We start from the raw sequence: 11,896 nt of genomic DNA, 5'->3' as shown, positions 1-11,896 counted from the left end.
ATGAGGACTGTCCGCACCATTGTCAGGGGTAGCCGGCCGTCCTCTGCGCCACGCCCCCCGCTGACCAGCGCCTTCCCCCACGGCCGACCCAGCTGAGCGTCCGCTTAGGATGGAGGGGATCCCCAGCACGTGAGCACAGCCGAGCAGGACCAGGAGCCCCGACCGTGACCGCCGAAGCCCCCGCAGCCCCCGCCCTGTCCTACGGCAGGCTCGTCCCCGTCACCGTCCACTTCGACGACCTGGACGCGCTCGGCCTGCTGCACAACGCCCGCTACCCGGTGATGGTCGAGCGGGCCTGGGCCGAGCTGTGGACCGAGCACGGCTTCCGCTTCGAGGGCGACTGGGCCGCGGCCGGCGACGCGTGCAACGCGGTCAAGGAGCTGACGGTCAGCTACGAGGCGCCGGTCACCCGGCCGGGCGCGTACGCCGTCCACCTCTGGCTGGAGCGGCTCGGCACGACCGGGCTGACGTACGGTTTCCGCTTCTGCTCGGCGGACGGCGCCACCACGTACGCCCGCGGCACCCGGGTGCTGGTCCGGCTGGACTCCGCGACGCTGCGCCCGGCGCCGTGGAGCGAGACCTTCAGGGCTGCCGGTCGGGCACTGCTGCGCTCGTCGGACTGATCTTCGGCCGGTTGCGGTCGCCGGCCCGCAGCACCTTCGCGAACAGCACCAGGCAGCAGGCCAGCACGGTCACCAGACCGAACGACACCACCAGGCTGGTGGCCTGCGCCAGGCCGCCGATCGCGCTCGGCGCCACCAGCCCGGACGTGTACGTGATGGTCGCGACACCCGCGATGGCGAGGCTCGGGTTGGAGCCGGCCCGGCCCGCCGCCGCGAAGCACAGCGGGACGACGACCGCGATGCCGAGGCCCATCAGCGCGAAGCCCGTCATCGCCACCGCCGGATGCCCGCCGAGGACCACCAGCAGGCCGCCGAGCGCGGCCAGCACGCCGCTCACCCGGACGGTGCGCACGGCGCCGAAGCGGTCCACCACCTTGTCCCCGGCGAGCCGGGCCACCGCCATGGTGAGCGTGAAGCCCGTGGTGCAGGCCGCCGCGAGACCGGCGGAGGTGTCCAGCTGGTCCCGCAGGTACACCGCCGACCAGTCGAGGCTCGCGCCCTCCGCGAACACCGCGCAGAACCCGATCGCGCCGATCAGCAGCGCCGACCTGGGCGGCAGCGCGAACCGCGGCGGCGGGTCCTCGTCCTCGGCGGGCTGGAGGTCCAGCACCCAGGTGCAGGCCACCAGTCCCAGCACGGTCAGCACCCCCGCGGCCAGGACGTGGTGCAGTCGCGCGTCCGCGCCCAGATGGGCGGCGAGGGTGCCGGCCGCCGAGCCGGTCAGGGCCCCCGCGCTCCACATGCCGTGCAGCCCGGACATGATCGACTTGTCGATCCGGTTCTCCACCTCTACGCCGAGCGCGTTCATCGCCACGTCCGACATGCCGGCCGAGGCGCCGTAGAGGAACAGGGCGAGGCACAGGGTGAGCAGGTTCGGGGCGAGGGAGGGCAGGACCAGCGCCAGCGTCCACAGGGCGAGCAGACCGCGCAGGGCGGTCCGGGCGCCGAAGCGGTGGCTGACGCGCCCGGCCAGCGGCATGGCGACCGAGGCACCGAGCGCGGGGAAGGCCAGCGCCAGGCCCAGCTGGCCCGCGCTCACCCCGGCATGGTCCTGGATCCACGGCACGCGCGTCGCGAACGAGCCGGTGACCGCGCCGTGCACGGCGAACACGGCGGCCACGGCGTACCGGGCGCGCCTCACCTCCCTGTGCGCGTAGACCACTGCGCTCATGCTGGGCTCCTCCGTCGGGTCGGCTCGGGTCGGCACGGGTCAGCTGCTCCACTGCCCCGTCGCGCCGCGTAAACTATCAGGAACCCTGCCTGATAGATAGGGAGTTCGGCGCGACTCCCCGCCCGTCGATCTGGAAGGATCCCGGCATGCCCGCATCCCCGAGCACCGCCCGGGCCATCAACGACCGGCTCGCCCTGCGTCTGCTCCAGCAGGAGGGCCCGTTGACGGCCGCACAGCTGAAGCAGCTGACCGGCCTCTCCCGGCCCACCGTGGCCGACCTCGTCGAACGCCTCACCGCCTCCGGCCTGATCGAGGTGACCGGCGAGTCGGGAGAGCAGCGCCGCGGGCCGAACGCCAGGCTGTACGGCATCGTCGCCGGCCGGGCCCACCTGGCCGCCCTCGACGTGCGCACCGACAGCGTCGCCGTCGTCGTCTCGGACCTGCTCGGCCGGGTCCTCGGTGAAACGTCCGCGCCGATCGGCGACGGCACCGGGACGGGCCCCGCGGTGGAACAGGCGGTCACCCTGGTCGAGCGCGCGGCGAAGGAAGCCGGGGCCGACCGCCTGCACACCGTCTGCGTCGGCGCCCCCGGCCTGATCGATCCGGCCAGCGGTGAACTCCACGACTCGACCGGCCTGCCCGAGTGGCACCGCCGCCTGGTGGCCGCGCTGCGGGACCGGCTGCCCGGGGCGCGGGTCGGCGTCGAGAACGAGACCAACCTCGCCGCCCTGGCCGAGCAGCGCGACGGGGCGGCCCGTGACCGGGACACGTTCGTCCTGCTGTGGCTCGGTCTGGGCGTCGGCGGCGCGATCGTCCTCGACGGCGTCCTGCGGCGCGGCGTCTCCGGCGGCGCGGGCGAACTGGGCTTCCTGCCGGTGCCCGGCACGTCGGGTGTGCCGTCGGCCACCGACTGCGCGGGCGGTTTCCACTCCGTGACCGGGGCGGTGGCGGTGGCCGCCCTCGCGGCCCGGCACGGCATGACGGCGGATCCCGTCGCGGGGGAGCCGCACGCCGCCGCCCTGGTGCGGGCGGCGGTACGCGGAGCCGGCACCGACGCGTCGGCCGGGCGGTTCCTCGACGTCCTCGCCGACCGCGTCGCGCTCGGGGCCGCCGCCGTCGTCTCCGTCCTCGACCCCGGCTGCGTCGTGCTGGCCGGCGAGACCGGGCGGGCCGGCGGCGACACCCTCGCCGCCCGGGTGCGGGACCGCCTCGCCCGGATGTCGCCGCTCGCCACCGAGGTGCGCGCCGGCACCCTGGGCGGCGGCGCCGTACTGCGGGGGGCGCTGCTGACCGCCCGCGACCGCGCCCAGGACGACCTGTTCGGACCGCCGGCACACTAGGCACGGACGCCCGGAGCCCGCCGGGGCCGCGGGGCCGGGCCGGTCGCGGGGCACCGTGACCCGGGCCCGGCCCGGAGAGCGTGCGCGGGGCACGAGGGCGGCGGCCGCGAAGGCGTGCGGCACGGACCGACGCGCTCGGGCCCGCCGCGCGGTCATCCCCAGCCGCCTCCGGCGCCGCGTCCGAAACGGGCCGTCAGGTACTCCTCGAAGGTGCCCTTGCCCAGCGCCGCATCCGGTGCCAGATGGCCGCCCGCGCGGAACGCGCGGTAGGTCTTTCCGGCGAGCGGGACGTTCACCACCCGCCGCCGGCGGCCCGTCGCGGCCAGATAGGCGCGGGCGAGCGACTCGAAACTCCGCACCTCGGGACCGCCGAGGTCCGGGACCCGCCCGGCGGGCTCGCCCGCCGCCAGCCCGGCGAGCCGGTCGGCGACCTCCCGCACCTCGACCGGCTGGTCGGCGACCTGCGCCGGCACCAGCACGACCGGCGGCTTCGCCAGGCCCTGGAGCAGCCGCACCACCAGGTCGTGGAACTGCGTCGTCCGCAGCACCGTCCAGCCGATCCCGGACTCCTCGACGAGCCGCTCGACCGCCAGCTTGGCCCGGTAGTAGCCGAACGGCACGCGGTCGACGCCGACGATCGAGATGTACACCAGGTGCCGTACCCCGGCCCGCCGGGCCGCCGCCAGCAGGTTCGCGGCCGCCCGCTCGTCGCCGCCGGTCTGCGTGGTCGCGCAGTGCACGACCGTGGCGACGCCGTCGAGCGCCGCGTCGAGGGCGGCGCCGCCCTTGCGGAGGTCGACGGCGTACGGCCGGGAGTGCCGGCTGAGTACCCGCACCTCGTGCCCGTCCGCGCGCAGCCGCTCGGTGACGAGCCGGCCGAGCGTGCCGGTGCCGCCGGTCACCAGGATCGTGGTCATGCTGTTCAGCCCCTTCACACAGGTGGTGCTCCCGAGTGGAACACCCCGTCGTGGGCTTGGACGGATCAGCGGGCCGGAAGTGTGACACGGACGGGGCCCGTCCGTGTCACGGCACTGGGTGGCCCGGCGGCGGGCAAGGGCCCTCGTCACGGCCGCCGGGCCGGTCCTCGCGGGGGGCTCAGCAGGCGCCGAGGTCCTGCCAGACGCCCCACTGCCCGGTGGTGCCGGGTTCCTCGCCCTTCGTCCACCACTTGGACTTCCAGGAGTGCCCCCCGTGGGACACCGTGATGCCCCCGCCGTACGGGTCGGCGGCGCTCCAGGCCGGTGCGGAGCACGGACCGGTGCCGTCCGTCGGCGTCGGGCCCGGCGACCCGGTGTCCGTCGGCGTGGGCGTCGGCGTCGGCGGGCCGGCGTCCACCACGGTGGTTCCCCGGGCCAGGTCGCCGGCCAGGGCGTACGACTTCCCGCCGAACGTCACCGTCCAGTTCGACGGCGTCGACACCGGCAGGTAGTACACGAAGTCGACCGTCGCGGAGGCGCCCGGCGCCAGCGACTGCCAGGCCGGCAGCTTCAGCGAGACGCGGTGGTGGTCGCCCTTCAGCCCGCCGGCGTTGGACCCGGTGTGGTCACTGCGGACGACCGTGGTGCCCCAGCCGGACTGGTCCTTGGCGTTGCCGGGCGCGGAGGTGCCGTAGTCGAACCGGAACTCCGTGCCGCCGGGCAGCGTCGTGTGCGTGTTGTTGGTGATCGTCAGCTTCGGGCCGATCGGATAGTTGGAGTCACCGAGCGGGAACTGCCCGAACTCCACGTCGATGTCCAGCGCCTCGGCCGGCAGACCCGTCGTGGACCGCTTCGCTCCGTACGGGGAGGCCGACTTGAAGGTGTCGTACATCGTGCCGGTCAGCGTCGAGCCCGGCTCGTACTGCCCCTTGCCCGCGTTCCAGGCGTAGTCGCCCGCGAGCTCCCAGACCATCGTGCCGCCGATGCCGCGGTCCACCACGTAGTCCGCCTTGGCCTTGACCGACTGCTCGTCCTCGGTGGACAGGAAGACCTTCTTCTCGGCGTTCCACAGCCAGGGCGCGACCAGGGTGGCGTCGTACTTGCGGGCGTAGGTCCCGGTCAGCCCGGTACCGGCCGGGAAGCCGTAGTCGCTCAGGTAGTCGCCGACGACGCCCTTCTCCAGGTTCTTGGCGTGCCACATCGGGTTGGACCCGGCGGGCGACTCCTTGCCGTCGTCGTCCAGGTCGTGCCACAGGTTGTCGATGCCGACCGCGCCGTCACCGCACGTGGTCAGGCCGGAGCCAGCCGGGCACTGCGTGGCCGGGGCCCTGCCCCACAGCCCGTCGGTGCCGCCGGTGACGTTCTTGAAGCCCCGTGTGTAGTACGGCAGCCCGATGTTGATGCGCCCGGCCGGCATCGAGCCGCGGAAGTAGTGGTAGGCCCAGTCCGTGTTGAGGTAGCCGATGCCGCCGTACTGGGACGTGGAGTAGACGCCCGCGGCGGCGAGTTCGGCGTCCTTGCCGTCGTCGAAGAGGGAGGCGTTCGGGCCGACGTACGCGTTCCAGGCGCCGTGCAGGTCGTACGACATGATGTTGACGTAGTCCAGGTACTTCTGGACCTGGAAGGTCTCCATGCCGCGCAGCAGGTATCCGGAGGAGGGCGCGGCGACGGAGAGGAGGTAGTGCCTGCCGTCCGCCGCGCCCGCGCGGTCGAGTCTCTCGCGCAGCGTCTTCATCAGGGCCGCGTAGCCCTTGACCAGTCCGGCCCGGCGGCCGTTGGCGAAGGACCGGTCGAGCGGGTTGCCCGCGTCCTTCATCGTCGTCGGGTACTCGTAGTCGATGTCGACGCCGTTGAAGCCGTACGTGCGGACGAAGTCGACGGCCGAGGCCGCGAAGGTGTCGATGCCGGCCTGGTTGACCGAGCCGTCGGCGTTGGTGGCCATCGAGTAGAAGCCGCCCGAGCCGACGCGCGCGCCGTCGGCCCCGAAGTAGCCGCCCGTCTCGGCCCAGCCGCCCACCGAGATCATCGTCTTGACGTTCGGGTGCTGCTTCTTGAACTTGTTCAGCAGGTTGAAGTGGCCCTTGTAGGGGAGGCCCGGGTCCATCTCGGCGCCCCCGACACCCGGCCACGTCATCCCGGTGGCGGGGTTCGTCGCGCCCTCGGGGCCGACGGAGAGCTTGCCGGCCCCGTCGACGTGCGCGAACGCGTAGTTGACGTGGGTGACCTTGTCCCAGGGGATGTCCGAGGCCAGGTAGGCGGGCTTGCCGTCCTTGCCGGTGCGCCAGCCCGTGAAGTAGCCGATCACCCGGCGCGGGTGGTCGGCTCCCATCTTCTCCCTGCCCTCGGCGTCGTAGACCGAGCAGTAGGGCACGTCGACCCCGGGGGTGCGGTAGAGGCCGTCGGGGCGGCAGGTCTCCTGGTCGGCGGCGTGCGAAACGGTCGCCGGGAGGCCGGCGAGCACCAGGCCGGCGACTGCGGCGGCGCCGGCGAACAGGGCCGGTCTCGCCCGGTGACGGGTTCTGGAGCGTGAGGGGGACGGCACAGTCGGTTCCTCTCCACGGAAGTTGCGCAGACCCTAGAGAGGACTAGACCAGTGAGTCAATAGGTATGGACCAATCTCGAAGAGGGGGTGCGCGCAGGGGAGTTGGGTGGGCGAGGGGGGTGTGACGGGTACCCTGCCGAAGTGCCCTGTGAGCCACCCCACACCCTCCGTCGGAGTGAGTGCGGGCCGGCCGTGGCACACTGGCCCTGTACCAGAAGCAGCGCACTCCGGGGTCGGTGAAAGTCCGAACCGGCGGTTACAGTCCGCGACCCGGTCGCTTCCAGCGGCCGGTTGACCAGGTGAAATTCCTGGACCGACGGTTAAAGTCCGGATGGGAGGCAGTGCGCGGCGGGCGGGCATACGTGCGCGCCGCCGATCTCTGGGGCCGTCCGTCACGGGCGGGCCCCGTCCGGCGTCGTTCCCGGTGTCCTCGCTCGTCCTTTCTGTCGTTCGTCGACAGCCCCGGAGTCCGTGCCCGAAGAGGCAGGAGGACCCGGGAAGTGTTCACCGGAATCGTCGAAGAGCTGGGCGAGATCACCGCTGTCGAGACCCTCGACGACGCCTGTCGCTTCCGCCTGCGCGGTCCCGTGGTCACCGAAGGCGCACGGCACGGCGACTCCATCGCCGTCAACGGCGTCTGCCTCACCGTCGTCGACCACGACGGCGACGAGTTCACCGCGGACGTGATGGCCGAGACCCTGAACCGCTCCAGCCTCGGTGTCCTCGCCGTCGGCTCCCGCGTCAACCTGGAGCGCCCCACCGCCGTGGGCGCCCGGCTCGGCGGCCACATCGTGCAGGGACACGTCGACGGCACGGGCGAGATCATCGAGCGCGAGCCCTCCGAGCACTGGGAGATCGTGAAGATCTCCCTGCCCGCCGGCCTCGCCCGCTACGTCGTCGAGAAGGGCTCCATCACCGTCGACGGCATCAGCCTCACCGTCGTCGACGCCGGCCCCGACTTCTTCACCGTCAGCCTCATCCCCACCACCCTCGCCCTGACCACGCTCGGCCACAAGCAGCCCGGCGACCCGGTCAACCTCGAGGTGGACGTCATCGCCAAGTACGTCGAGCGGCTGCTCGGCGGCCACGCCGGACAGGGAGACGCCAAGTGAACTGGCTCAACTCCGAGGCCTTCACGCTCTTCGACCAGCACATCAAGTGGTCGGACATGATCGGCAACGTGATCGGTCTGCTCGGCCTCGCCCTCGGCTGGCGGCGCTCCCTGTGGACCTGGCCCGTCCAGTTCGTCTCCGGGGTCGTCCTTTTCGCGGCCTTCGCCACCGCCCACCTCTCCGGCAGCGCCGGCAAGCAGGTCGTGGTCATGGTGGTCGCCGCCTGGGGCTTCTGGCAGTGGAACCGAGGCCGGCAGCAGAGCCAGGACGGCTCCATCGCCGTCCGCTTCGCCACCTGGCGCGAACGCGGCGCCCTGGCCGGCGCCGCCGCCCTCGGCACCCTCGCGGTCGGCGGCCTGTTCACCGCCTTCCCGACCCTGTCCTGGGACCCCTGGCCGGACGCGTACATCTTCGTCGGCACCGTCGTCGCCATGTACGCCCAGGCCCGCGGCATGGTCGAGTTCTGGTTCGCCTGGCTGCTCGTCGACCTGGTCGGCGTCCCGCTGAACTTCGCCAACGGCTTCGCCTTCTCCGGCTTCGTCTACGTCCTCTACGGCGCGCTCGTCCTGTGGGGCCTGCGCGACTGGTGGCTGCGCTCCCGCAACGCGACGCGGCCCGTCCCGGAAGGAGCGCCCGCATGAGCACGGCACCCATCCTCTACAGTCCCGACGGCCCCGAGGACCTCGCCCTCGACCCCGTCGAGAAGGCCGTCGCCGACATCGCGGCCGGCCGCCCGGTCGTCGTCGTCGACGACGAGAACCGCGAGAACGAGGGCGACCTCGTCATCGCCGCCGAGAAGGCGACCGAGGAGATCGTCGCCTTCATGATGAGCGAGTGCCGCGGCCTGATCTGCGCCCCCATGGAGGGCGACGAACTGGACCGGCTCCGGCTCCCGCAGATGGTCGACGACAACACCGAGTCGATGAAGACCGCGTTCACCGTCTCCGTGGACGCCACCGCCGCCCACGGCGTGAGCACCGGCATCTCGGCCTCCGACCGCGCCACCACCCTCCAGCTCCTGGCGAGCGGCACCGCCGAGCCCGGCGACCTGGTCCGGCCCGGCCACATCTTCCCGCTGCGCGCCCGCTCCGGCGGCGTCCTGGTCCGCGACGGGCACACCGAGGCCGCCGTCGACCTCGCCCGCCTCGCGGGTCTGCGCCCGGCCGGCGCCATCGTGGAGATCGCCGGCGAGGACGGGCGCATGCTGCGGCTGCCCGAGCTGATCCCGTTCGCCCGCAAGCACGGCCTGACGATCATCTCCATCGAGGACCTGATCGCCTACCGCCGCAGCGCCGAGCCCACCGTCCGCCGCGAGGCCGAGGTCCGCCTGCCCACCCGGCACGGCGAGTTCACCGCCTACGGCTACCGCTCCACGGTCGACGGCGTCGAGCACGTCGCCCTCGTCCACGGCGAGATCGGCGACGGCGAGGACGTCCTGGTCCGCATCCACAGCGAGTGCCTCACCGGCGACGTCTTCGGCTCCCAGCGCTGCGACTGCGGCCCCCAGCTCGACGCCTCCCTCGACCGCATCCAGGCCGAGGGCAGGGGAGTGGTGGTCTACCTCCGCGGCCACGAGGGACGCGGCATCGGCCTCATGTCCAAACTGCGCGCCTACGAACTCCAGGAGCGGGGCCGGGACACCCTCGACGCCAACCTGGAACTCGGCCTGCCCGCCGACGCCCGCGACTACGGCGCCGGCGCCCAGATCCTCGCCGACCTCGGCGTGCGCGCCGTACGGCTGATGACCAACAACCCCGACAAGTCCGACGCCCTCGAACGGCACGGCATCACCGTCACCGGCCGCGAGCCAATGCCCGTCCAGGCCGGCGAGCACAACCTCCGCTACCTGCGTACCAAGCGGGACCGGATGGGACACGACCTGCCCTGGCTGGACACGACGCCCGTGTCCACCTGCGGCAACCAGTAAGCGCAGCGAGCAAGGATTCAAGGAGACACGTGAGCGGCAAGGGTGCACCGGAGCTGTCCGTACGCAACGTGGGCGACCTGCGGGTCGCCGTCATCGCGGCACAGTGGCACGACAAGGTGATGGACGGACTGGTCGACGGCGCCCTGCGCGCCCTGCACGAGCTCGGGATCGACGAGCCGACCCTGCTCAGGGTCCCCGGCAGCTTCGAGCTCCCGGTGGTCGCCAAGGTCCTCGCCGGCCGCGGCTACGACGCGATCGTCGCCCTCGGCGTCGTCATCCGCGGCGGCACCCCCCACTTCGACTACGTGTGCCAGGGTGTGACCCAGGGCCTGGTCCAGGTCTCCGTCGACACCGGCGTGCCCGTCGGCTTCGGCGTGCTCACCTGCGACACCGAGGAGCAGGCCCTGGACCGGGCCGGGATCGAGGGCTCCACCGAGGACAAGGGACACGAGGCGGTGACCGCGGCCGTCGCCACGGCGGCCACGCTCCGCTCAGTATCCGAACCGTGGCGCTAGGCCGGTCGGCACTACGCGTAAAGTGGGCGCCACCATGTCCAAGAAGACTTTCGAGGAGCTCTTCACCGAGCTCCAGCACAAGGCCGCGAACGGCGACCCCGCCACCTCCCGCACCGCCGAACTGGTGGACAAGGGGGTCCATGCCATCGGCAAGAAGGTCGTCGAGGAGGCCGCCGAGGTCTGGATGGCCGCCGAGTACGAGGGCAAGGAGGCGGCGGCCGAGGAGATCTCCCAGCTGCTGTACCACGTCCAGGTGATGATGGTCGCCCGCGGGATCTCCCTGGACGACGTCTACGCCCACCTGTGAGCCCAGCTCTCGCAGAGCTTTTCCCCCACCCCCTTCACACAAAGGAAGCCGACCTCATGCTGCGCATCGCCGTCCCCAACAAGGGTTCCCTGTCAGGCCCCGCGGGGGAGATGCTGCATGAGGCCGGCTACCAGCAGCGCCGCGAGTCCAAGGAACTGCGGATCGTCGACCCGGTGAACGAGGTGGAGTTCTTCTACCTCCGCCCCCGCGACATCGCGATCTACGTCTCCTCGGGCCGCCTCGACATCGGCATCACCGGCCGCGACCTGCTGGTCGACTCCGGCGCCGACGCGGAGGAGATCCTCCCGCTCGGCTTCGCCCGCTCCACCTTCCGCTTCGCCGCCAAGCCGGGCACCGCGACCGGCATCGAGGACCTCAAGGGCAGGACGGTCGCCACCTCCTACGAGGGCATCGTCGCGGGCCACCTCGCCGATAACGGCGTCGACGCCTCCGTCGTCCACCTCGACGGCGCCGTCGAGACCGCCATCGAGCTGGGCGTCGCCGAGGTCATCGCCGACGTCGTCGAGACCGGCACCTCGCTGCGCAACGCCGGCCTGGAGGTCTTCGGCGAGCCCATCATGAAGTCCGAGGCGGTCGTGATCCGCCGTACCGGAGCCGACGCGGAGGAGCCCAAGGTCCAGCAGTTCCTGCGCCGCCTCCAGGGCGTCCTGGTGGCCCGCACGTACGTGATGATGGACTACGACTGCCGCGTCGAGCAGCTGGAGAAGGCCGTCGCGCTCACCCCCGGCCTGGAGTCCCCGACCGTCTCCCCGCTGCACAACGAGGGCTGGGTCGCCGTCCGCGCGATGGTCCCCTCCAAGGAGGCCCAGCGGATCATGGACGACCTGTACGACATCGGCGCCCGGGCCATCCTGACCACGGCCATCCACGCCTGCCGCCTCTGATCCCCCGCCCCCGACCCGCCGTCCCTGCAGCGTGACCCGGAGCACACACACCATGTCGGACGCACCGTCGGGCGCCGGACCGGACCTGCCCGCCCTGCCCGTCACCTTCCGGCCCGGCCGCACCCGTGCCGTCCTCATCGGCCTGGCCGCGGCCACCGTCGTCACCGTCTCGGCGGTCGGCCTGCTGCTGAACGGGCTGGGACCGGGGGAGCGCCTCAGCTTCGTGCTGACGGCCCTCTTCCTGGCCGGCGTCCTGATGCTGCTGTCCCGGCCCAAGGTCGTCGCCGACGAGTCGGGCGTCACCGTCGTCAACCTGACGAACAAGCGGCGCCTGGAGTGGGCGGAGATCCTCCGGGTGAACCTCCGCGCCGGCGACCCGTGGGTGTTCCTCGACCTCAGCGACGGCACCAGCCTGCCCGCGCTCGGCATCCAGCCGGGCATCGCCAAGCAGCGAGCCATCGCCGACGCGCGTGCCCTGCGCGCCCTGGTGGAGGCCCGCACCACCGCCGGGCCCGAGGCGCCGCGCGGCTGACCCGG

At 72.6% G+C, this 11,896-nt stretch carries 12 protein-coding genes and 1 riboswitch; of the genes, 9 read left to right on the top strand and 3 right to left on the bottom strand.

Annotated elements, in window-relative coordinates:
- The first annotated feature begins 164 nt into the window (after positions 1–164).
- Positions 165–623, top strand: coding sequence for a thioesterase family protein (locus tag ACGF3H_RS30320; protein ID WP_362496496.1), 459 nt, complete (start codon positions 165–167; stop codon positions 621–623).
- Here the strand turns inward: ACGF3H_RS30320 and ACGF3H_RS30315 are convergent.
- Entirely contained in the window at positions 583–1,794 is a 1,212-nt protein-coding gene (locus ACGF3H_RS30315) for an MFS transporter (protein ID WP_362496492.1), read from the bottom strand. The genes ACGF3H_RS30320 and ACGF3H_RS30315 overlap by 41 nt on opposite strands.
- A 146-nt stretch (positions 1,795–1,940) precedes the next feature.
- Here ACGF3H_RS30315 and ACGF3H_RS30310 point away from each other — a divergent pair, with 146 nt between their 5' ends.
- Complete coding sequence (locus tag ACGF3H_RS30310) at positions 1,941–3,134, top strand: ROK family transcriptional regulator (protein WP_362496490.1); 1,194 nt, start codon at positions 1,941–1,943, stop codon at positions 3,132–3,134.
- A gap of 152 nt (positions 3,135–3,286) precedes the next feature.
- Here the strand turns inward: ACGF3H_RS30310 and ACGF3H_RS30305 are convergent, their stop codons facing one another.
- Positions 3,287–4,051, bottom strand: coding sequence for an SDR family oxidoreductase (locus ACGF3H_RS30305; protein ID WP_362496487.1), 765 nt, complete (start codon positions 4,049–4,051; stop codon positions 3,287–3,289).
- A 178-nt stretch (positions 4,052–4,229) separates the two neighbouring features.
- Positions 4,230–6,593, bottom strand: a complete 2,364-nt coding sequence (locus ACGF3H_RS30300) for a chitinase C-terminal domain-containing protein (RefSeq protein ID WP_362496484.1) — start codon at positions 6,591–6,593, stop codon at positions 4,230–4,232.
- Positions 6,594–6,811: 218 nt separating this feature from the next.
- Positions 6,812–6,942, top strand: a riboswitch (FMN riboswitch).
- A 151-nt stretch (positions 6,943–7,093) separates the two neighbouring features.
- Here ACGF3H_RS30300 and ACGF3H_RS30295 point away from each other — a divergent pair.
- From ACGF3H_RS30295 to ACGF3H_RS30265, 7 genes are read left to right on the top strand one after another with little or no spacing between them, the layout of a single operon-like run.
- A complete protein-coding gene (locus tag ACGF3H_RS30295; RefSeq protein WP_362496481.1) occupies positions 7,094–7,705 on the top strand; it encodes a riboflavin synthase in 612 nt (203 codons plus the stop codon).
- Complete coding sequence (locus tag ACGF3H_RS30290; RefSeq protein ID WP_362496479.1) at positions 7,702–8,346, top strand: nicotinamide mononucleotide transporter family protein; 645 nt, start codon at positions 7,702–7,704, stop codon at positions 8,344–8,346. Before ACGF3H_RS30295 ends, ACGF3H_RS30290 begins: the two co-directional genes overlap by 4 nt.
- Positions 8,343–9,632, top strand: a complete 1,290-nt coding sequence (locus ACGF3H_RS30285; protein WP_362496476.1) for a bifunctional 3,4-dihydroxy-2-butanone-4-phosphate synthase/GTP cyclohydrolase II — start codon at positions 8,343–8,345, stop codon at positions 9,630–9,632. Before ACGF3H_RS30290 ends, ACGF3H_RS30285 begins: the two co-directional genes overlap by 4 nt.
- Positions 9,633–9,661: 29 nt before the next feature.
- Positions 9,662–10,147 (top strand): 6,7-dimethyl-8-ribityllumazine synthase, encoded by a 486-nt coding sequence (gene ribH / locus ACGF3H_RS30280; RefSeq protein WP_239770131.1) that lies wholly within the window; start codon positions 9,662–9,664, stop codon positions 10,145–10,147.
- Between the two features lie 34 nt (positions 10,148–10,181).
- Entirely contained in the window at positions 10,182–10,454 is a 273-nt protein-coding gene (locus tag ACGF3H_RS30275) for a phosphoribosyl-ATP diphosphatase (RefSeq protein WP_030951748.1), read from the top strand.
- Positions 10,455–10,510: 56 nt separating this feature from the next.
- Positions 10,511–11,359, top strand: coding sequence for an ATP phosphoribosyltransferase (gene hisG / locus ACGF3H_RS30270; RefSeq protein WP_362496471.1), 849 nt, complete (start codon positions 10,511–10,513; stop codon positions 11,357–11,359).
- Positions 11,360–11,411: 52 nt separating this feature from the next.
- Positions 11,412–11,891 carry a PH domain-containing protein gene (locus tag ACGF3H_RS30265; RefSeq protein ID WP_362496468.1) on the top strand — a complete coding sequence of 160 codons (480 nt, stop codon included), beginning with the start codon at positions 11,412–11,414 and terminating at the stop codon, positions 11,889–11,891.
- Positions 11,892–11,896: the final 5 nt, after the last annotated feature.

Source organism: Streptomyces sp. NPDC048185 (genome assembly GCF_043202495.1).
GTDB lineage: Bacteria > Actinomycetota > Actinomycetes > Streptomycetales > Streptomycetaceae > Streptomyces.
Note: the sequence above shows the minus strand (reverse complement) of the source record. Positions and strands in the feature narration are given on the sequence as shown.